Source organism: Micromonospora chersina (assembly GCF_900091475.1).
In the GTDB taxonomy this organism is placed as follows: Bacteria; Actinomycetota; Actinomycetes; order Mycobacteriales; family Micromonosporaceae; genus Micromonospora; species Micromonospora chersina.
Window position 1 is genome coordinate 4,225,787 of record NZ_FMIB01000002.1, and the last position, 19,037, is coordinate 4,244,823.

At 74.5% G+C, this 19,037-nt stretch carries 20 protein-coding genes; 9 read left to right on the top strand and 11 right to left on the bottom strand.

Annotated features, from left to right (window positions below):
* Window positions 1-59 precede the first annotated feature (59 nt).
* Complete coding sequence (locus GA0070603_RS19635; protein WP_091316210.1) at window positions 60-1,223, bottom strand: hypothetical protein; 1,164 nt, start codon at window positions 1,221-1,223, stop codon at window positions 60-62.
* Entirely contained in the window at window positions 1,220-1,750 is a 531-nt protein-coding gene (locus GA0070603_RS19640; RefSeq protein WP_091316211.1) for a SigE family RNA polymerase sigma factor, read from the bottom strand. Before GA0070603_RS19640 ends, GA0070603_RS19635 begins: the two co-directional genes overlap by 4 nt.
* A 178-nt stretch (window positions 1,751-1,928) precedes the next feature.
* On the opposite strand from GA0070603_RS19640, the gene GA0070603_RS19645 reads away from it, so the two are divergent.
* Window positions 1,929-2,123 carry a DUF397 domain-containing protein gene (locus tag GA0070603_RS19645; protein ID WP_091316212.1) on the top strand — a complete coding sequence of 65 codons (195 nt, stop codon included), beginning with the start codon at window positions 1,929-1,931 and terminating at the stop codon, window positions 2,121-2,123.
* Here the strand turns inward: GA0070603_RS19645 and GA0070603_RS19650 are convergent.
* Both GA0070603_RS19650 and GA0070603_RS19655 read right to left on the bottom strand, forming a co-directional pair.
* Entirely contained in the window at window positions 2,089-2,874 is a 786-nt protein-coding gene (locus GA0070603_RS19650; protein ID WP_091316213.1) for a class I SAM-dependent methyltransferase, read from the bottom strand. The genes GA0070603_RS19645 and GA0070603_RS19650 overlap by 35 nt on opposite strands.
* A gap of 28 nt (window positions 2,875-2,902) precedes the next feature.
* Entirely contained in the window at window positions 2,903-3,277 is a 375-nt protein-coding gene (locus GA0070603_RS19655; protein ID WP_091316214.1) for a VOC family protein, read from the bottom strand.
* A gap of 92 nt (window positions 3,278-3,369) precedes the next feature.
* Between GA0070603_RS19655 and GA0070603_RS19660 the strand changes: the two genes are divergently transcribed.
* From GA0070603_RS19660 to GA0070603_RS19675, 4 genes are all read left to right on the top strand, one after another.
* Window positions 3,370-5,139 (top strand): proline--tRNA ligase, encoded by a 1,770-nt coding sequence (locus tag GA0070603_RS19660; protein WP_091316215.1) that lies wholly within the window; start codon window positions 3,370-3,372, stop codon window positions 5,137-5,139.
* Window positions 5,140-5,194: 55 nt separating this feature from the next.
* Window positions 5,195-5,614 (top strand): CBS domain-containing protein, encoded by a 420-nt coding sequence (locus tag GA0070603_RS19665; RefSeq protein ID WP_091316216.1) that lies wholly within the window; start codon window positions 5,195-5,197, stop codon window positions 5,612-5,614.
* A 97-nt stretch (window positions 5,615-5,711) separates the two neighbouring features.
* Window positions 5,712-6,137: a SufE family protein gene (locus GA0070603_RS19670; protein WP_091316217.1), complete on the top strand. Its 426-nt coding sequence runs from the start codon at window positions 5,712-5,714 to the stop codon at window positions 6,135-6,137.
* 20 nt (window positions 6,138-6,157) lie between these two features.
* Complete coding sequence (locus GA0070603_RS19675) at window positions 6,158-6,790, top strand: DsbA family oxidoreductase (protein ID WP_091322121.1); 633 nt, start codon at window positions 6,158-6,160, stop codon at window positions 6,788-6,790.
* Window positions 6,791-6,826: 36 nt separating this feature from the next.
* Here GA0070603_RS19675 and GA0070603_RS19680 read toward each other — a convergent pair whose 3' ends face one another.
* The 6 genes from GA0070603_RS19680 to GA0070603_RS19705 all read right to left on the bottom strand — a co-directional run bounded on the left by GA0070603_RS19680 (window position 6,827) and on the right by GA0070603_RS19705 (window position 10,937).
* Window positions 6,827-7,375, bottom strand: a complete 549-nt coding sequence (locus GA0070603_RS19680) for a YbaK/EbsC family protein (RefSeq protein WP_091316218.1) — start codon at window positions 7,373-7,375, stop codon at window positions 6,827-6,829.
* 71 nt (window positions 7,376-7,446) lie between these two features.
* On the bottom strand, window positions 7,447-7,641 hold the full coding sequence (locus tag GA0070603_RS19685; RefSeq protein WP_091316219.1) for a hypothetical protein: 195 nt from the start codon (window positions 7,639-7,641) through the stop codon (window positions 7,447-7,449).
* A gap of 37 nt (window positions 7,642-7,678) precedes the next feature.
* Window positions 7,679-8,476, bottom strand: a complete 798-nt coding sequence (locus GA0070603_RS19690) for an SDR family oxidoreductase (RefSeq protein WP_244282561.1) — start codon at window positions 8,474-8,476, stop codon at window positions 7,679-7,681.
* Between the two features lie 58 nt (window positions 8,477-8,534).
* Window positions 8,535-9,200, bottom strand: a complete 666-nt coding sequence (locus tag GA0070603_RS19695) for a GAP family protein (RefSeq protein WP_091316221.1) — start codon at window positions 9,198-9,200, stop codon at window positions 8,535-8,537.
* A 23-nt stretch (window positions 9,201-9,223) separates the two neighbouring features.
* Complete coding sequence (locus GA0070603_RS19700) at window positions 9,224-10,621, bottom strand: MFS transporter (RefSeq protein WP_091316222.1); 1,398 nt, start codon at window positions 10,619-10,621, stop codon at window positions 9,224-9,226.
* A gap of 55 nt (window positions 10,622-10,676) precedes the next feature.
* A complete protein-coding gene (locus GA0070603_RS19705) occupies window positions 10,677-10,937 on the bottom strand; it encodes a hypothetical protein (RefSeq protein ID WP_208862917.1) in 261 nt (86 codons plus the stop codon).
* 227 nt (window positions 10,938-11,164) lie between these two features.
* Here GA0070603_RS19705 and GA0070603_RS19710 point away from each other — a divergent pair, with 227 nt between their 5' ends.
* Window positions 11,165-15,727 carry a cation-translocating P-type ATPase gene (locus GA0070603_RS19710; protein WP_091316224.1) on the top strand — a complete coding sequence of 1,521 codons (4,563 nt, stop codon included), beginning with the start codon at window positions 11,165-11,167 and terminating at the stop codon, window positions 15,725-15,727.
* Complete coding sequence (locus GA0070603_RS19715) at window positions 15,717-16,505, top strand: MBL fold metallo-hydrolase (RefSeq protein WP_091316225.1); 789 nt, start codon at window positions 15,717-15,719, stop codon at window positions 16,503-16,505. The genes GA0070603_RS19710 and GA0070603_RS19715 overlap by 11 nt, the downstream gene beginning before the upstream one ends.
* A 64-nt stretch (window positions 16,506-16,569) precedes the next feature.
* On the opposite strand, the gene GA0070603_RS19720 is transcribed toward GA0070603_RS19715, so the two are convergent.
* The gene (locus GA0070603_RS19720; RefSeq protein ID WP_091316226.1) at window positions 16,570-16,989 is read right to left on the bottom strand and encodes a CBS domain-containing protein; all 420 of its coding nucleotides are present in this window, start codon (window positions 16,987-16,989) and stop codon (window positions 16,570-16,572) included.
* Window positions 16,990-17,108: 119 nt separating this feature from the next.
* Here GA0070603_RS19720 and GA0070603_RS19725 point away from each other — a divergent pair, with 119 nt between their 5' ends.
* Window positions 17,109-17,399: an NIPSNAP family protein gene (locus tag GA0070603_RS19725; RefSeq protein ID WP_139131901.1), complete on the top strand. Its 291-nt coding sequence runs from the start codon at window positions 17,109-17,111 to the stop codon at window positions 17,397-17,399.
* A 154-nt stretch (window positions 17,400-17,553) separates the two neighbouring features.
* Window positions 17,554-19,035: a serine/threonine-protein kinase gene (locus tag GA0070603_RS32385; RefSeq protein WP_091316228.1), complete on the top strand. Its 1,482-nt coding sequence runs from the start codon at window positions 17,554-17,556 to the stop codon at window positions 19,033-19,035.
* Window positions 19,036-19,037 lie beyond the last annotated feature (2 nt).

Here is a 19,037-nt window from a genome sequence, read left to right on the forward strand (position 1 = left end):
TCCACACACGACGACCGGCCCCCAGCACCAGGTGCTGAGGGCCGGTGGAGGTCCGCGGCTCAGGGGACGTAGGCGAGAAGCCTCATGGCCCGTACCGGAGCGGACTCGGTGACCGTGCCGAGCGGCGTGAAGCTGCTGTCCAGCACGGTGATGCCCGCCGCCCGCTTGACGATGACCTTGTTGTCGACCGTGAACATGATGCTGCGGATGTCACCGCTGCCCGGCAGGTCGACCACCTTGCTCGTGGTGGTGTCGACCACCGCGAAACTGTCGTCGTGGCGGGACGGGTCGGTGCCTTCCCAACCGACAGACACGTAGCGGCCGTCCAGCGAGACGCTTCGGGCCTCCCAGCCACCCCAGTGCGCGGCCTCCTCCTGCGGCGGCGTGTAGGTGTACTCGTAGGTCCGCTCCCCATCGGTAACGAACGGCTTGTAGCTCTTGTCCTCCGTCGACACGGCCATCCACGTCCCGTCCGCGGACCAGACGCGGCTGTCCGCCATGTCGTCAGTTCGGCCAGCCGGCCTCTCCAGGCTCGGGTCACCGTTGATCCGCCTGTTGGCCGCCACGTCGATCAGCACCGGCTCGCGGGTCTTCTTGTGCACCAACAGCTGGCCGCTGTTCTTCCAGACGAGCGGCCTGGTGCCGAGGCAGTTGACGTCGTCCAGGAGCCTGGTCGCACCCGGCTTCCCGATCGTGGCGGCCAGGAGCACACCACTGGTGCCGTTGTCGGTGCTGTTCTGCACCCAGGCCACCCGCTTGCCGTCCGGGGAGATGGTGATGGTGTTCGGCTCGCATCCGTACCTGGCGTACGAAATCTGGTGGACCACCTGGTCGGAGCCGGACCGGACCGCGTGGATCCGCGCCCTGGTGTCCGTCATCTCCAGGTAGTACCGGGTGCCGGGGAGAACGGCCGGCGGTCGTGCCGGGCTTCCTGTGGGCGAGGTGGTCGCCGACCGCTCCGGCGTCGGGGTGACCTCGACCGGAGGCGCGGTGGTGGTCACCGACGGGCCGGCCGGGGCGGGCGCCGGACCCTGGCCGTTGGGGCGGATGGCGAGGGCGGTGCCGGTCGCGGCCGCCAGCACCACGAGGGCGGCGGCCGAGGTGGCGACGGCACGCTGGATGCCGAGCCGGCGGGACGTACGCAGGGCGCGGTCCCGCAGGTCCACCGGGGTGACCTCCTCGGCCAGCCCGGCCAGGTCGAGTCGAAGGCGATCCTGGTTCATCGGGCGCTTCCTTCCGTGACGTAGAGCTGGGCGAGTTCCGGGGCGACGGTGCGCAACTTGGCCAGGGCCTTCGAGGTCTGGCTCTTGACGGTGCCGACGGTGACGCCGAGCAGGTCGGCGGCCTCGGTCTCGGTGCGGTCCTCGAAGAACCGCAGCACCAGCACGGCCCGCTGCTTGGCGGAGAGCTTCGCCAGCGCGGCCCGGAGGGTCAGCCGGAGCGTGGTCTGCTGGGCGTGGTCGGGAGCCGAGTCGCCTCCGCGCGGCTCGGGCAGATCGCCCGGCATCGACTCGGCCACCCGGCGGCGCCGCCACCAGGAGACCTGCAGGTGATACATGATCTTGCGGGTGTACGCCTCGGCGTTGCCGCTGTCGTGCAGCCGGCTCCACGAGCGGTGCGTCCGGGCCAGGGCGGACTGGACGAGGTCCTCGGCCAGGTGCTGGTCACCGGTCAGCAGGTAGGCCGACCGCAGTAAGGCGGGGGTACGGGTTCGCACGAACGAGTCGAACTCATTCAGGAGAGGGTCCACACGAGCCGATCCTTGGGGTCAGGTGGTGCATTCATCGTGACGCCCTCCCAGACGTCACCCCGCCACGCCATGGTTGCCGGCGGGGTCACTGATTTTGAACAATCCCCTTCCGGTACGTCCGCAGCGAGGCACTGTTTCGGCGACCGTCGGTCGAGCTGATGAAGGAAGTGATGACCTCATGGAGCTGATCGGCGCCACGTGGCGCAAGGCCACTCGAAGCGCTCAGAGCGACTGTGTCGAGGTGGCCGACAACCTGCCCGGCGTGGTAGGCGTCCGGGACAGCAAGGACCCCGCCGGCCCGGTCCTCACCTTCACCCCTGACGCCTGGCGCGCCTTCATCACCCACGCCTCCGAGGGCCGCGCGTCGCGGTGATCAGCACGGTGTGCTTGCGTACCCGGTAGGTGCCCTCGGCGTCGATGCGGGCCTGGACAAGATCGCGGACCGCCGCTTCCTGCCCGGCGGTGAGCGGTTGCTCGGCCATGCTGGCGAGGTAGTCGAGGACCGGTGCCACGGTGGGGATCTCCAGGTCGCAGGGGTAGCGCTCGACCGTGACGTCGGTGAAGTACGCCGCCACCCGGGCGGGTGCGGTCTCGGCGGTGACGTCGTTCTGGTGGAAGCCGATCACCAGGTCGGGCTGGCCGATGGCCGGGCCGATCGCGTTCAGTTCGGCGAGGTGGTCGCTGCCGTTGACCGCGGCGGCGAGCCGCCCACCGGGACGGAGCACGCGGGCGAACTCGCGCAGTGCGGCGACAGGTTCCTCCAGGTGGTAGAGCATGTGGTTGGCGATGACGGTGTCGAAGCTGGCGTCGGCGAACGGGAGCCGGGTGGCATCGCACCGCTCGACCCGGGCGCCGGGGACCTCGCGCAGCCGCGCGCACATCGCCGCCGAGAAGTCGGTCAGGGTGAGCCGCAGCCCTCGGCCGCGGTGGTCCACCTGGCTCCACAGCCGGCCCGTGCCGGCGCCCACCTCGAGGACGTCCCCGGTCAGCGGTAGCCGCTCGTCCAGCCAGGCGAACCAGCCCTGCGGGTTCGTGCCGTGGTCATGCAGGGCGATCCGGGCGGTGAGGTTGCCGGTGGTCGTCGCGTACTGGCTGACGGCCCGGGCCGACGGAGTGACGGTCATGACGGGAGCCTAGGCCGCTCGCCGCTGTTCAGAGGTACAGGCAGAACGGGTGGCCGGCCGGGTCGAGGTGGACGCGGACGTCGTCCTGGGGCTGGAAGTCCGCCACCGTGGCGCCCAGGGACACCGCGTACGCCGACGCCGCGTCGAGGTCGTCGACCTTGATGTCGAGGTGCGCCATCATCCGCGGATCTCCCGGGCCGGCCGGCCAGACCGGCCGCACGTACGCCGGCTCGGTCTGGAATGCCAGCCCGGCACCCCCACCAGACGCGGCCAGGACGACCCAGTCCGGCTCGTCCTCGTCGCGGGACCAGCCGAGCAGCCGTTCGTAGAACCCGGCCAGCTCCCGCGCGTCGGGCGCGTCCAGGACTGTCGTCGTCAGCGTCATCCGCGGCCTCTCATCCATGTTCTTCCTCCTACCCCACACGACGGCATCCTCCACCCCGGACAGTGGCGAATCCGATCGCCTGCCGGGTCGGTCCGCCGTACGCTGCGGCAATGCTGCTGCGCATGTCGACCCTGCTGCTCCGGACCCTGCGCGAGGACCCGGCCGACGCCGAGGTGCCGAGCCACCGGCTCCTGCTCCGCGCCGGCTACGTACGCCGCGCCGCACCGGGCGGCTACACCTGGCTGCCGCTGGGCAAGCTGGTGCTGGACCGGGTGACCGAGATCGTCCGCGCCGAGATGGCGGCGATCGGCGACCAGGAGGTGCACTTCCCGGCGCTGCTGCCGGCGGAGCCGTACCGGACCAGCGGGCGGTGGACGGAGTACGGCGACGACATCTTCACCCTCGAAGACCGGAAGGGCGCCGAGCACCTGCTCGCCCCGACCCACGAGGAGATGGCCGCGCTGCTGGTGAAGGACCTGTTCAGCTCGTACCGGGACTTCCCGGTGACGCTGTTCCAGATCCAGACGAAGTTCCGGGACGAGGCGCGGCCCCGGGCCGGGCTGCTGCGCGGGCGCGAGTTCCTCATGAAGGACGCCTACTCGTTCGACCTGGACGAGGCGGGGCTCCAGGCCGCCTACGACCGGCACCGCGACGCGTACCAGCGGATCTTCACCCGGCTCGGGCTGGACTTCACCGTGGTGCGCGCGATGTCCGGGGCGATGGGCGGCTCGGCGTCGGAGGAGTTCCTGGCCGCCACGCCGGTCGGCGAGGACACCTACGTCGGCTGCACCACCTGCGACTACGCCGCCAACACGGAGGCCGTGGTGACCCGCGCGCCGGCGGCCGGCGACCCGGACGCGCACCCGGCCCTGGAGGTGCACGACACCCCGGAGACGCCGACCATCGCGTCCCTTGTCGACCTGGCCAACGCCCGCGCGCTCGGCGGCCGGACCGGCTGGACCGCCGCGGACACCTTGAAGAACGTCGTCCTGGCCGTGCGCCGGCCCGGTGCCGAGCAGGCGGAGCTGCTGGTGATCGGCCTGCCGGGGGACCGGGAGGTGGACCTGAAGCGGGTCGAGGCGGCGCTGCACCCGGCCACCGTGACGGTCTTCGAGGACTGGGCGGCGCATCCGGAGCTGGTCCGCGGCTATCTGGGGCCGCAGATCCTGGCGAAGCACGGGGTCCGCTACCTGGTCGACCCGCGGGTGGTCACCGGCACCGCCTGGTTGACCGGGGCGAACGAGCCGGGCCGGCACGCCACCGACGTGGTGTGCGGGCGCGACTTCGTGCCGGACGGCACCATCGAGGCGGCCGAGGTGCGCCCGGGCGACAGCTGCCCGGCCTGCGGCGACGGGGAGCTGACCATGCGACGCGGCATCGAGGTGGGCCACATCTTCCAGCTCGGCCGCCGGTTCACCGATGCCTTCGCGGTCGACGTGCTCGGCCCGGAGGGCAAGCCGGTCCGGCCGACCATGGGCTGCTACGGCATTGGCGTCTCACGGGCCGTCGCGTCGGTGGCCGAGCAGCACCACGACGACCGGGGGCTGGTGTGGCCGGCCGAGGTCGCGCCGTGCGACGTACACCTCGTGGCGGCCGGGAAGGGTCCGCAGCTCGACGCGGCGCTGGACCTCGGCGGGCGCCTCTCCGCGGCGGGCCTGCGGGTGCTGGTCGACGACCGCACCCACGTCTCGGCCGGGGTGAAGTTCACCGACGCGGAGCTGATCGGCATCCCGCGCGCCGTCGTGGTCGGTCGCCGCCTGGCCGAGGGGTACGTCGAGCTGCGCGACCGGGCCTCCGGCGAGCGGATCGAGTTGCCGGTGGACGGCCTGGTCGAGCGCCTGCTCGACGAGGCGCGCGGGGCGCGCCGCGGCGGGGTGTAGCGGACGCGCCACGGGGTACCGCAGTCGGATCGACCGAGGTGTTTCGGAGGCTCTCATGTACCGGGTCAGTGACGTGATGACCAAGCAGGTGGTCTACCTGCCCGCGGAGACTCCCCTGGACGAGGCGGCCAGGGTGATGAAGGAGTCCGACATCGGCGACGTGGTGGTCACCGACGGGGCCACCCTCGCCGGCATGCTGACCGACCGCGACATCGTGGTCCGGGCGGTGGCCGAGCGGGCCGACCCGACGAGCACGACGATCGGTTCGATCGTCACCCGCGAGGTGGTGATGATCGAGCAGCACTGCACCGCGGGCGAGGCGGCCGCGCTGATGCGCGAGCGCAACATCCGGCGGGTGCTGGTCTGCGACAACGAGCGCAAGCTGGTGGGCATCGTCTCCCTCGGCGACCTGGCGATGCAGCTCGACCCGAACTCCGCGCTGAGCGACATCAGCGAGGCCGCCCCGAACCTGTGAAAGCAGGGGCCCCTTCTTAACGCCTGCGGTAGAGGAGGGGCCCCTTCTTAACCGGCCGGCTCGGACGGCGACGCTGCGCTGCGGATAGCCTCGGGGAATGTCCGAGATGCCGAGCAAGCTGGCCGAGATCGTCGACGAGTTCGCCGCCGCCCCACGTGACCTGGTGCTGGAGATGCTGCTGGAGTTCTCCGACGTGATCCCGCCGCTGCCCGAGGGCGTGGACCGGGAGGACCTGGAGCAGGTCCCGGAGTGCCAGACCGCGTTCTTCCTGCGCGCCGAGGTCAACCCGGACAAGACGGTGAGCACGATCTTCGACTGCCCGCCGGAGGCGCCGACCACCCGGGCGTTCGCCGGCATCCTGGCGGAGGGGCTGGCCGGGGCCAGCGCCGAGGAGGTGCTGGCCGTGCCGGACGACCTCTACCAGCGGATGGGCCTGGCCCAGGCGATCAGCCCGCTACGCGTACGCGGGGGCACGGCCATTCTGGCGCGGTTGAAGCGCCAGGTCCGGGAACAGATCTCCTGATCGACGGGTTGTCGCTGGTCATGGAGATCGAGATCTACGCCGACGTGGTCTGCCCCTGGTGCTGGATCGGCAAGCGCCGGCTGGAGCAGGCCCTCGCGGGCTACGACGGCGAGGCGACCGTCCGGTTCCGGCCGTTCCAACTCGACCCGACGCCGGTGACCGAGCCGAAGCCGCTCATCGAGGCGCTGGGCGCGAAGTTCGGCGGCCGCGACAAGGCCGAGGGCATGGCCGCCCACGTCACCCAGGTCGCCAAGGGCGCGGGGATCGACATGCGGTTCGACCGCGCGGTGGCCGCGAACACCTTCGAGGCGCACCGGCTGGTCCGGTTCGCCACCGAGCGGGGCCGGGCCGCCGAGCTGGTCGAGCGGCTCTACCGGGCGCACTTCCAGGACGGGATCGACGTCGGGTCGACCGACGCGCTGGCGAAGCTCGCCGGCGAGGTGGGCCTGGACGAGGCCGAGGCCCGGGACTACCTGGAGTCGAACCTCGGCCGGCGGGAGGTGGCCGCGGACCTGAGCGCCGCACACCAGCTCGGCGTCTCCAGCGTGCCGACCTTCGTGCTGGCCGGCAAGTACGCCGTGACCGGCGCCCAGGAGCCGGAGACCCTGCTGGCCGCCCTGCACGAGGTGGCGCAGCGCGAAGCCGCCGCGTGATGTTTCACGTGGAACAAGATCGATGCGAGTGATGGCCTAGGCCGGTCGGGCCAGGTCCTCCACCACAGTTGCCCCGGGCAGGGCGCCCAGCGCCGGCCCGGGCAACGCGATCTTGCTGTGCCGTACGCCGGACCCGATGATCACGTGCGGCACGGCGATCACCCGCGAGTCGACAAGGATCGGCCAGTCCTCGGGGAGCCCGATCGGGGTGATCCCGCCGTACTCCATCCCGGTCAGCTCGACCGCGTCGGCCATCGGCGCGAAGCTCGCCTTGCGCACGTCGAGCATCCGGCGGACCACGCCGTTCACGTCGGCGCGGGTGGTGGCGAGCACCATGCAGGCCGCGTACCGGATCTCGCCGCCCCGCTTGCCGGCGACCACCACGCAGTTGGCCGACTCCTCCAGCCCCACCTCGTACGCCGCGCAGAACGCCGCCGTGTCGGCCAGCTCGGCGTCGATCGGGGCGACCAGCACGTCGTCCACGTCCACCGGCGCCTCGGCCGGCCACCGCTCGATCGCCGCGGCGACCGGCGCCGCCAGCAGGTCCAGCCGGGTACGGGCGGGCTCGGTCTTCAGCGTCCCCATCACGGGTGCGATCCTCGCACCCGCCGGGCGGCGCCGCTCGCCGACGTCCCGGCCGGCCCGGATGCCGGACGTCAGCTGCCGGTGAGGAAGGCGTTCTCGCGGGCGAAGGTGCGGTCCTGGTGGGCCGCCAGCTCCTCGGCCCGCACCTGGTTGACGCGGTGGGTCTCCACGTCCTCGATGCCGTGCCGGACCCCGAGCCGGATCACGCCGTAGAGGAAGACGAAGCCGAAGACGTACAGGATCACGGTGGTGACGAAGACCAGCATGCGGCCACGGTAGGGCGGCCCGGAACCGCAGAAGGTTTCATCTCCGGCCGGTTCCCCCGTACGTGTCGGCCAGGTGGTCGGCCCAGGTGCGGGTGCCGGTCGGCGTGGCGGTGGTGGTGAGCCCGCCGGCACGCAACTCGCGGCCGAGCCGCCCTGGGATCCGGACCGGCAGGAGTGGGCGTCGCGATCCTCTGGCCGCGCGCCAGGCGCGGACCGCCTCGTCGTAGCGCAGCACCTCCGGGCCGCCGAACTCCTCGATCCGGCCGGTCGGGCCGGCGGCCAGCATCGCGGTGAGCCGGCCCGCCACCTCGCCGGGGTCGACCGGCTGGGCGAGCACCGCCCGGTCCCCGACCACCGGGCCGAGCCGGCTCGCGGACCGCAGCAGCTCGTCCAGGAACTCCGGGAACTGCGTCGCCCGCAGCACGCTCCACGGCACCGGCCCGGCCGCCACCACCTGCTCGGCCGCCAGCTTGTGCCGGTAGTAGCCGAGCGGCACGCGGTCGACGCCGACGATCGAGACGTACACGAGGTGGCCCACCCCGGCGTGCCCGGCGGCCAGCACCAGCCGGCGGGTGCCCAGCACGTCGATCTGGTGGGTGCGCCGGTCGGGCGAGGAGGCCAGGTGCAGCACCGCCTCGACCCCGTCGACCGCCGCGGCCAGCCCCTCACCGGTGGCCAGGTCGGCCGCCACCCACTCCACACCCGCGTCGCTCCGGGCCCGGCGGCTCACCGCTCGCACGGTGTGCCCCTCGTCGCGCAGCCGCGGCAGCGCCACCCGTCCGAGCCGTCCGGTCGCCCCGGTCACCAGCACCCGCACAGCGTCCTCCTTCTCCACGCACTCACACCCCCGTCGACGGGGACCCCCGGCCCGACGTGACCGGCTGTGCGCCGGTTCACCCCCGGCGGCTCGACTCCACGAGGTCGAGGACGGTCACCAGCGCGAAGAACGCGATGACCACCTCGCTGACCACCCAGCCGTGCCTGTCGGTCCAGGCCCGAAGGCGGGGCAGCGCCGTCGCGGCCCGCCCGCGGGCCAGCAGCAGGATGAGCAGGGGCACGGCGAGCAGCCCGAGGGTCAGCAGGACGAACGGCAGCAGGTGCCACCACGCCAGGTCGTGCCGGGCCACGCTGGCGCCGACGGCAGCCATCGTGAGGTCGTCGGTCGGAGCGGTGGCGACGAGCACCACCCCGAGCCGCAGGGCGTATCCGGGATCCGCCCGCCGCAGCCGGCCCATCCAGCGGGGCGGGCCGGTCCGGTGCCGGCGCAGGTAGACGATCACCGCCAGGACGGCCAGCAGCGCCAGCACCGCCCAGTCGATCCGGCTCGCGGTCCGTTCGAACCGGACGACGTCGGTCTCCGCTCTCGCCTCCGGACCACGGAGCGCCCTGGTCAGCAGCCAACTCAGCGTCACCCCTGTGACGACCACCGCTCCCGCACCGGCCAGGTACCCGAGCGACGCGGCCCGAGGCTGCTCGGCCGAGGCGAGGAGCACCGCGGCGACCACCTGCGTACCGGCCACCATCACCACGGCCAGCGGCAGGATGGTCAGGAAGTTCATCGCCCGCCCATCCTCCCGGCGCGTCAGCCGGCCCGGGCCGCTTTCGCCCGATCACCGGTCAGCACCACCCGGCCGGCGAGCAGCACGCCGAGCAGCCCGCAGCCGGCCGCCACGGCCAGGGTGGTCGCGTAGCTCGCCCGGCCGGGCGCCGAACCGGCGGCCAGCACGGCCCCGGTCAGCGCCAGCACGGTGGCGGCCGAGAGCGAGTCGCCCAGTTGCAGCGCCGAACTGTTCCGGCCCTGCTCGGCGGGGGCGGACAGGTCCAGGGTGAGCACCGACAGCGACGGGTAGAGCAGCCCCATGCCGAGTCCGGCGACCGCCCAGGCCAGCACCGCGAGCGCCACCGGAAGGGCCGGCAGGAGGGCCAGCGCCACGCCGGCCGTGCCGACGGCGATGCAGGTCAGCCCGACCCGGGGCAGCGTGGCGGCCGAGCGCGGCGCGGCGATCCGGCCCTGGATCCAGGAGCCCACCGACCAGGAGAGCGCGCCGACCGTCAGCACCAGCCCGGCCGCCGTCGGCGAGAAGCCCCGCTCCCGCGACAGCATCAACGGGATCACCACCTCGGCCCCGGCGAACGCCGCCGACGCCAGGCCACGCAGCCCGATCACGGTCGGCAGGCCGCGCGCGGCCCGCAGGAACCCGGCCGGCAGCAGCCGCGGCACGCAGGCCAGCAGCCCGACCAGCGCCGCGGCGATCAGCCCGGCGGCGAGCACGCCGCGCTGCTGCCCCCCGTAGTGCAGCAGTGCGGCGCTCGCCCCCGCCCCGCAGGCCCAGCCGATCCGGGCCAGCGCGCCGGCCGGCGGCCGGGTCGGCACCGCCGCGCCCAGCGCCCGCAGGCCCGGCTGGATCAGCAGCACCGCCGGCACCGCGACCGCCGGCACCGCGAGGAACACCCAGCGCCAGCCCAGGTGCTCGACGATCAGCCCGGCCACGGCCGGACCCACGAGCGACGGGACCACCCACGCGGCGGCGAACGCGGCGAACACCCGCCGCCGCAACTCCTCCGGGTACGCCTGCGCCACGATCACGTAGAGCGCCACGGAGAGCAGGCCGGAGCCGAAACCCTGCACGACCCGCCCGACGACAAGTACCTCCATGGTGGGCGCGGCGCCCGCCACCAGGAGGCCCGCCACGAACCACGCCACGCCGTGCCACATGGCCGGGCGGGGACCCCGCGCGTCGCACCAGATGCCGGAGGCGACCATGGCCACGACCCCGGAGGCGAACGGGCCGCCGAAGGCCAGGGCGTAGAGGCCGAGCCCGTCCAGGGTGCGGGCGACCGTGGGCATCGCCGTGCCCACCGCCAGTGCCTCGAAGGCGAGCAGCGACACGAGGGCGACGCTGCCCACGGTCATGGCCCGCAGGCGCGGCGACCAGAGGTGTGCGGGCGGGGCCGGCGGTGCGGCGGTGGCGGTCGACATGGGCTCAAGCCTCGGGCCTCAACCGGGGTTGAGGTCAACGGTGAGCCCCGTCTCGTCAGGCCGACTCCAGCGCCTCGCCCACGCCCTTCACCAGGCCCGAGTAGTGCTGGTCGGCCAGGAGGTGCCCGGCGGTGACGACCAGGGCCAGCGGCCACTCGATGACCTGGAACGCGGCCAGCACGCCCAGCCCCGCGTAGTAGGCCAGCTTGTCCGGCGGGGGCACCGCCACCTCGCCCAGGACCGGGATCTCCACCCGCCGGCAGTACGTCTTCATCATCTCCCGCGACCCGCTGAGGTTCCGTGTCAGCGTGCTCATGGGGCCTCCCGGTTCCGACGACGACATCGCTGTCCGTGCGGCATTCCACCGGCCTGCCCGTCCATGCCCCGGGCAGTGCGGAAACTTCCCCCGCTCGAGGGGCATAACGGACGCCGCGCCGGGAAGTCGGGCCGCCGGGACGAGGCCGCGGGAGGCGAGATGGCGTACGGCTACGACGACGGCGGGAGCACCGGGGAGCGGGGCCGGCAGCCCGGCCGTACGCCTCGATGACCTCGCTGGGCCGTGTCGCCGGCCTCCTCCTGTCGCCGGCCGCCGTGCCGGACGCCGTGGCCCGGGTCGCCCGCGGGGTCGCCACCGCCCTGCCGGACACCGCCCGTACCGTCGGATCCGCCCTGCCGGGCACGGCCCGGAACGCCGTGCCGGGAAGCGTGGCCGAGGCGGCGGGAAGCGTGGGCGCGGCGGCGACCCGGCTGGCCCGGCTGGCCGGGCTGACCCGGCGCCGGGTCTGGTCCCGCGACGGCCGGCACCACATCGAGGTGCACGGCGTCTGCCAGGACGGCGGGGACCGGCTGGCCCGGCAGGTCGAGGCGGCGCTGGAGGCGCTGCCCGGCGTGGCGTGGGCCCGGGTCAACGCGCCGTCGGGCCGGGTGATCGTGGCGGTCGAGGAGCCGAAGCCGAAGCTGCGCGACCTGATCGCCACCGTGGCGCGGACCGAGCGGGTGTGCCCGCACGAGCCGGACCCGGAGATCCCGCCGCCGCACCCGCCCGAGGAGGGGCCGCGCACGCCCCGTGCCCTGGGGGCGCTGGCGTCCGACGCGCTCGGCCTGACCATCTCGGCCGCCACCCGGATCCTGCCGTTCACCCCGGTGCCCGGCGAGGTGGCCGGCTTCCTCGCCGCGGTCGACCTGCACCCGAAGCTGCACGCGCTCGCCGACCGGGGCCTGCGGGCCGACCCCCGCGCCGAACTGATCTTCCCGCTCGCCGAGGCGGTGGTCCAGGGGCTCACCGGCGGCTGGGCGGGCATCGTGCTCGACGGCGCGCAGCGGGTGGTGCGGTGGGGCGAGGCGCAGGCCCAGCTCGCCGCCTGGACGAAGGCCGAGCCGAGGTTGACGGGCGACCCGGACCGGGCGGTCGCCCGGGTGCCGGACGGCGAGCGGCCCTGCCCGGTCCCGGACGGTCCGGCCGAACGCTATGTGAGCCGGATGCTGGCCGCGGGCGCGGCGGCCGGGGCGGCCGCGGTGCCGGTGGCCGGCGGGAAACGGGCCGCCGCGCTGGCCCTGTCGTCACTGCCGAAGGCGCCGGGCAGCGGCCGCGAGGGGTACGCCGCCCAGCTCGGCCGGATGCTCGGCCGGCGGGGCGTGATCGCCATGGACCGCAGCGTGCTGCGCGAGCTGGACCGGATCGACACGGTGCTGCTGGACGCCGCGGTGCTCGGCTCCGACCGGGGCGTGCTGGCCGACCTGGCGCCGCTGGCCGGTGCGGACACCGGTCAGGTGGCCGCCCGGTCGTTCGCCCTGTTCGACCCGGCCGCCCCGGACGCGGTCCGGAACGCGGACGGCTGGCGGCTCGGTCCGCTGGACCGGATGGACGTGACGGACCCGGGGGACACCCCGGACAGCGCGCGGCTGCGCTCCGACGGCGGGCGGCTGCTCGGGCTGGCCGAGGGCGGCCGGCTCGCCGCCGTGCTGCGGGTCGAGCCGGAGCCCGTCCCGGGGGTGGACGCCCTGGCCACCGCGGCCCGCCACGCCGGCCTGCGGCTCGTGGTCGCCGGTGACGACGACGGCCGGTACGACTTCGCCGACGCCCTCGTGCCCGGCGGTTCCCGCCTCGCCGAATCGGTCCGTGAGCTGCAACGCGAGGGCGCGGTGGTGATGGTGGTCTCCGGTGACCGGGCCGCGCTCGGCGCCGCGGACTGCGGGCTGGGGGTCTCCGGCCCGGAGGACCTGCCACCCTGGGGCGCACACCTGCTGGTGGGTGACGACCTGCGGATTCCCGCGCTGCTCATCGACGCGACCGGGGTGGCCCGGCGGATGACCCGGCAGAACATCCGGATCTCCATGGCCGGCACGGGGCTGGGAGCGCTCGGCGCGTTCACGGCCGAGCGGGAGCGGCTGCCCGGCCGGGCCCTCGGCGCGGTGAACGGCGCCGCCGCCCTCGCCTTCGCACACGGCGTCTGGCGGGCCCGGCGGCTGCCCGACCGGACCCGTACGCCGGCGCCCGCACTCACCGCCTGGCACCTGATGCCGGTGGACACCGTCCTCGACCAGCTCGGCACCCACGCGGAGGGGTTGACCGGCGAGGAGGCGGCCCGCCGCCGGCGTGCCGTCACCGGCGACGGCCAGGGCCCGCCCGGGCTGCTCCGCGCGTTCGTCGACGAGCTGTCGAACCCGCTCACCCCGGTGCTCGCCGCCGGGGCGGTGCTCTCCGCCACGTTCGGCTCGCTTGTCGACGCCGCGCTGGTCGGCGGGGTGGTGGGCGGCTCGGCGCTGATCGGTGCGGTGCACCAGCACAACACCGAGCGGTCGCTGGCCGAGTTGCTGTCCCGCTCGGCGGTGACCGCCCGGGTGCTGCGCGACGGCGCGGAGCAGGTGGTGGCCGCGGAGGAACTGGTGGCCGGCGACGTGGTCGCGGTGGGGCCGGGCGACGCCATCCCGGCCGACTGCCGGGTGCTGACCAGCGACGGGCTGGAGACCGACGAGTCGTCGCTGACCGGCGAGTCGCTGCCGGTGGGCAAGACCGCCGAGCCGGTGGTGGCCGCCGCGGTGGCCGAGCGGCACTCGATGCTCTACGAGGGCACCACTGTCGCGGCCGGCCACGGCACCGCCGTGGTGGTGGCCACCGGCCAGGAGACCGAGGCGGGGCGGAGCCTCGCCCTGGCCCGGGAGGCGCCCCCGGCCAGCGGGGTGGAGACCCGGCTCGGGAAGCTGACCAGCGCCGCCGTGCCGCTGGCCGCCGGCTCGGCGATCGCGGTGGCCGGGGCGGGACTGCTCCGGGGCGTACCCCTGGCGGAGACGGCGGCGACCGCCGCGAACCTGGCCGTGGCGTCGGTGCCGGAGGGGCTGCCGTTCCTGGTCAGCGCCGCGCAGCTGGCGGCGGCGCGGCGGCTCGCCGAGCACGGCGCGCTGGTCCGCAACCCGCGGACCATCGAGGCGCTGGGCCGGGTCGACGTGCTCTGCTTCGACAAGACCGGCACCCTCACCGAGGGGAAGCTGCTGCTGGCCGGGGTGGGCGGCGGCGACGACCGGTACGCCCCACCGGACCGGCTGGACGAGCCGCTGCGGCTGACCCTGGCCGCGGCGCTGCGGGCCACTCCCGCGGCGACCGACCCGGACGAGCTGCCCCAGCAGACCGACCGTGCGGTGCGCCGCGGCGCGGGCACGGCCGGCGTGCTGGAGTGGACCGGCGCACCGGACTGGACGGCGGTGGGCGGGCTGCCGTTCGAGCCGTCCCGGGGCTACCACGCCACGGTCGGCCGGACCGCCGGCGGGCTGCTGCTCAGCGTGAAGGGCGCGCCCGAGTCGGTGCTGCCGCGCTGCGCGGCGCGGCGGACCGCCCAGGGCGACATGCCGCTGGATCGGGCCGGCCGGGACGCGCTGCACGCGATGCTCGCCGAACGCGCCGGGGCCGGGCACCGCATCCTGGCCGTGGCCGAGTGCCCGGTGGGCGCCGAGTCGGTGACCGACGAGCAGGTCGACGGGATGGTCTTCGTCGGCTTCCTGGCCCTCGCCGACGGGGTGCGGGAGAGCGCCGCGCCCGCGGTGCGGCGGATCCGGCAGGCCGGCGTGCACACCATCATGATCACCGGGGACCACCCGGCCACCGCCGAGGCGATCGCCGCCACCATCAGCCCCGACCACGGCGAGCAGCGGGTGGTCACCGCCACCGAGCTGAACCGGCTCGACGACGAGGCCCTCGCGGAACGGCTCATGGCCACCGACGTGGTGGCCCGCTGCACCCCGGCGCACAAGGTGCGGATCATCCAGGCGCTGCAACGCCGGGGGCGGACCGTGGCGATGACCGGCGACGGCGCCAACGACGCGCCGGCCATCCGGCTCGCCGACGTGGGCATCGCGCTCGGCCAGCGGGGCACCCCGGCGGCCCGCGCCGCCGCCGACCTGGTGGTCACCGACGACCGGCTGGAGACCATCATCGCGACCCTGGTGGAGGGTCGGGCCATGTGGTCGTCGGTCCGCCACGCGCTGAGCATCCTGGTGGGCGGCAACCTCGGCGAGATCGCGTTCAGCGTGCTGACCGCCGCCAGCACCGGCCGGTCGGCGCTCACCGGCCGGCAACTGCTCCTGGTCAACCTGCTCACCGACCTGGTGCCGGCGCTGGCCATCGCGGTCCGCCCGCCCGCCGCCGACGGGGCCGACCACCTGCTGCGGGAGGGACCGGACACCTCGCTCGGCGAGACGCTGACCCGGGAGATCGCGCTGCGGGCCGGCGCCACCACGCTGGGGGCGACCGCCGGCTGGACGCTCGCCCGGTGGACCGGCCGGGAGCGGCGGGCGGGCACCGTCGCGCTCGCCTCGCTTGTCGGCACCCAGCTCGGGCAGACCGTGCTGGCCGGCGGCACCAGCCCCACCGTGCTGGCCTCCACGGCCGCGTCGATCGGCGTCCTGGTCGCCGTCGTGCAGACGCCCGGGGTCAGCCAGTTCTTCGGCTGCACCCCGCTCGGCCCGGTGGGCTGGACCATCGCCGCCGGCTCCGCGCTGGGCGCCACCTTCGCCAACGGCGCGCTGACCCGGCTGGTCGACCGCCTCCCGCAGCGCGGCGCCGCTCTGCATGGGGAAACCGATCAGGGGTACGGCGAGGAGCATGACGCCTGAGGTCACCTTCATCGGTACGGCCACGACGGTCCTGCGGCTCGGCGGGTTCACGCTGCTCACCGACCCGAACTTCCTGCACCGGGGCCAGCGGGCCTACCTCGGCAAGGGGCTCTGGTCGAAGCGGAGCACCGACCCGGCGCTGACGATTCCCGAGCTGCCCGCGCTGGACGCCGTGGTCCTGTCCCACCTGCACGGCGACCACTTCGACCGGGTGGCCCGGCGCGGCCTGGACCGCGCCCTGCCGATCGTCACCACGCCGCAGGCGGAACGGAAGCTGCGGCGCTGGGGTTTCCGGGCGGCGGAGGGGCTGCCCACCTGGCGCTCGCACGAGCTGCGCCGCGGGGACGAGACGCTGCGGCTGACCGCCCTGCCCGGCCAGCACGGGCCCGGCGTGCTGGACCGGCTGCTGCCCGACGTGATGGGCACCCTGCTCGACCTGGAACGCGCCGGCGAGCGCCGGTTCCGGCTCTACGTCACCGGGGACACCCTGCGCCGGCCGCAGCTCGCCCAGATCCCCGAACGGTTCCCGGACATCGACGCCATGCTGATCCACCTCGGCGGCACGAAGGTCGCCGGCATCCTGCTCACCATGGACGCCCGGCAGGGCGCCGACGTGGTGGAGCTGATCCGGCCCCGGCTCACCGTGCCGATCCACTACGACGACTACCCGGTGTTCCGCTCCCCGCTGCGGCACTTCGTCGAGGAGGCCCGGCGGCGCGGCTTCGTCCGGCAGGTCCGCACCATCCACCGGGGCGAGACCGTGCCGCTGACCCCCTGACGCGGCTCGCCGCCCTCCCCGGCGCGGGCCGGAGAGGACGGCGAACGGTCGTCGGCGGCTACGGTCAGGAGCGCTCGGAGATCGCCTCGATGAGGTCGCCCACCGGGCGTTCCGGCAGCGACCGGGCCACGTCGGCGACGGCCACGATGCCGACGAGGTCGTGCCCGTCGATCACCGGCAGCCGGCGTACCTTGTGCTGGCCCATGGTCCGCAGGATCTCGGCCGCGTCGTCGTCCGCGCCGATGGTCACGGCCTCACCCTGGGCCAGCTCACCGGCGGTCACGCTGGCCGGGTCCTTGCCCTGGGCCAGCACCTTCACCACGATGTCGCGGTCGGTCACCATGCCCTTGAGGCGGTTGTCGTCGCCGCAGATGGGCAGCGAGCCCACCCCGAGCTCGGCCATCCGCCGGGCGGCGGTCCGGAGGTCGTCCTGCTCCCGGACACAGCTCACGTCGCTGGTCATGATCTCGCGTGCGGTCGGCATTGGCATGACACCTCACTTTCGGGGGGTTGTTACCCGTACCTCCTACCCCCGGCGGCCGGCGCCATGCCGCCGACATGGACGGCGGACCGGTGGGAACACGGCCGGTGGAGGTGATGGAGATGCCGTTCGTGCAGGTCGTCGAGTACCAGACGGACCGCCCCGACGAGGTGCGCCGGCTCAGCGAGGAGTGGACGCGCGAGCACCCGTCCCCCGGGCCCGCCCGGGTGACCTTCGCCGAGGACCGGGAGCGGCCCGGCCATTTCGTCATCGTCGCCGAGTTCGACAGCTACGAGCAGGCCATGGCGCACAGCGGCCGCCCGCAGACCGGCGAGTACGCCGAGCGCATCCGCCAACTCGCCAGCGGCGAACCGCGGTACCTCAACCTGGACGTGACGCAGCAGCAGACGTGACCGGGCGGGCCGGCCGGCAGCGCGCCGGCCGGCCCGCGGTACGGCCGCCGAGCGACGGATTGACTACCTTGTGTGGGTGGTCCACGACGAGCAGCACCCGCTCCCGTCTCCCGCGCCCGGTGTGGGATCGGGCCCGGCTGGAAAAGGTGACGTCGTGTCGCGACGTCTGCTGAGTGGCCGGTACCAGTCCGAGGAGCTGCTGGGCAGCGGCGGCATGGGTGAGGTGTGGCGGGGCCGGGACCTGCGGCTGGACCGGCCGGTCGCGATCAAGGTGCTCACGGCGGCCGGCGTGCGGGAACCGATGGCCGCGGAACGCTTCGACCGCGAGGCCCGCACGGCGGCCCGGCTGACCCACCCGCACATCGTCGGCGTCTACGACTTCGGCACCGAGGACGACCACTCCTACCTGGTCATGGAGCTGGTGGAGGGTCGGACGGTCGGCGACCTGGTCGCCGCGGGCCCGCTGCCGGTCGACCAGGCGCTGTCGATCGCCGTGCAGACCTGCGACGGGATCGCCGCCGCGCACGCCGCCGGGGTGGTGCACCGGGACATCAAGCCGGGCAACCTCATCGTCACCCCGGCCGGCACCGTGAAGATCTGCGACTTCGGCATCGCCCGGCTGCCCCGGCTGGCCGGGCAGAACACCCTCACCGGCCCGGCGACCAAGCTCGGGACCAGCTCGTACATGTCCCCGGAGCAGGCGCTCGGCGGTCCCGTGGACCCCCGCACCGACCTGTACGGCCTGGGTTGCACTCTCTACGCGATGCTCACCGGCGCCCCGCCGTTCGCCGGCGACCCGCTCAGCGTGCTGCACCAGCACGTCAACGAGCCACCCCCGCCGCTGCGGGACCGCCGGCCGGACGTACCTGTGGAACTCGACGCCCTGGTGTCCGAACTGCTCGCGAAGGACCCGGCCGACCGGCCCACCGACGCCGGCGTGGTCCGGGAGCGCCTCGCGGCCCTGCTGCCCCGCGCCGGCACGCCGCTCGCGGTCGTCGCGGTGGACGCCGCGCCGGCCGGGCCTGAGCCGCCGCCCGCACCCGGACCGGCCGCGCCGGTCGCGGCTCCCGGCGACCGGTCGGCCCGGTCCCGACGCAACCCGCTGCTGGTGCTGGCCGGGCTGGTCGGCCTCGCGCTGCTCGCCCTGGCCGGTGTCACGCTGCTGGACCGGGACGGCGGGAAGCCGCTGGCCGCACCGACCGCCCCGGCCACCACCACCACCGCGGCCGCGCCGAGCGCGCCCGTGGTGCCGGTCACCGTGGCGCCGACCACGCCCCGCCCGCGGACGGTGGCGCCCACGACCCGCAGCCCGGTGGCCACACCCGAGCCCAGCCCGTCGCTCGCCTCGGCAACGCCGAGCGCCGTCCCGCCCCGGGACCCGATCGTCGCCCTGCGGCTGTCGATCCAGGAGCAGGTGGACGCCGGGCAGCTGAACCCGGACGCGGCCAAGGACCTGCACGCCAAGGTGGACGCGATCGCCAAGGAGACCGCCGAGGGCGACACCGATCAGGCGCAGGAGCAGATCAAGAAGCTCCGCGACAAGCTGAGCGAGTTGCTCCGGGGCGGCAAGCTCACCGCCGGCGGCTACGACGCGCTCAGCGCGGACGTCGACCGGGTCGCCGCCGAGCTGACCTGAAA

Coding starts and splice junctions, on each gene's coding strand:
- GA0070603_RS19675 (WP_091322121.1), top strand. CDS start 6,158: ATGGAGATCGAGATCTACGCCGACGTGGTCTGCCCCTGGTGCTGGATC.
- GA0070603_RS19635 (WP_091316210.1), bottom strand. CDS start 1,223: ATGAACCAGGATCGCCTTCGACTCGACCTGGCCGGGCTGGCCGAGGAG.
- GA0070603_RS19715 (WP_091316225.1), top strand. CDS start 15,717: ATGACGCCTGAGGTCACCTTCATCGGTACGGCCACGACGGTCCTGCGG.
- GA0070603_RS19705 (WP_208862917.1), bottom strand. CDS start 10,937: ATGAGCACGCTGACACGGAACCTCAGCGGGTCGCGGGAGATGATGAAG.
- GA0070603_RS19710 (WP_091316224.1), top strand. CDS start 11,165: ATGACCTCGCTGGGCCGTGTCGCCGGCCTCCTCCTGTCGCCGGCCGCC.
- GA0070603_RS19685 (WP_091316219.1), bottom strand. CDS start 7,641: ATGCTGGTCTTCGTCACCACCGTGATCCTGTACGTCTTCGGCTTCGTC.
- GA0070603_RS19650 (WP_091316213.1), bottom strand. CDS start 2,874: ATGACCGTCACTCCGTCGGCCCGGGCCGTCAGCCAGTACGCGACGACC.
- GA0070603_RS19655 (WP_091316214.1), bottom strand. CDS start 3,277: ATGGATGAGAGGCCGCGGATGACGCTGACGACGACAGTCCTGGACGCG.
- GA0070603_RS19665 (WP_091316216.1), top strand. CDS start 5,195: ATGTACCGGGTCAGTGACGTGATGACCAAGCAGGTGGTCTACCTGCCC.
- GA0070603_RS19725 (WP_139131901.1), top strand. CDS start 17,109: ATGCCGTTCGTGCAGGTCGTCGAGTACCAGACGGACCGCCCCGACGAG.
- GA0070603_RS19720 (WP_091316226.1), bottom strand. CDS start 16,989: ATGCCGACCGCACGCGAGATCATGACCAGCGACGTGAGCTGTGTCCGG.
- GA0070603_RS19700 (WP_091316222.1), bottom strand. CDS start 10,621: ATGTCGACCGCCACCGCCGCACCGCCGGCCCCGCCCGCACACCTCTGG.
- GA0070603_RS19670 (WP_091316217.1), top strand. CDS start 5,712: ATGTCCGAGATGCCGAGCAAGCTGGCCGAGATCGTCGACGAGTTCGCC.
- GA0070603_RS19695 (WP_091316221.1), bottom strand. CDS start 9,200: ATGAACTTCCTGACCATCCTGCCGCTGGCCGTGGTGATGGTGGCCGGT.
- GA0070603_RS19680 (WP_091316218.1), bottom strand. CDS start 7,375: ATGGGGACGCTGAAGACCGAGCCCGCCCGTACCCGGCTGGACCTGCTG.
- GA0070603_RS19660 (WP_091316215.1), top strand. CDS start 3,370: ATGCTGCTGCGCATGTCGACCCTGCTGCTCCGGACCCTGCGCGAGGAC.
- GA0070603_RS19645 (WP_091316212.1), top strand. CDS start 1,929: ATGGAGCTGATCGGCGCCACGTGGCGCAAGGCCACTCGAAGCGCTCAG.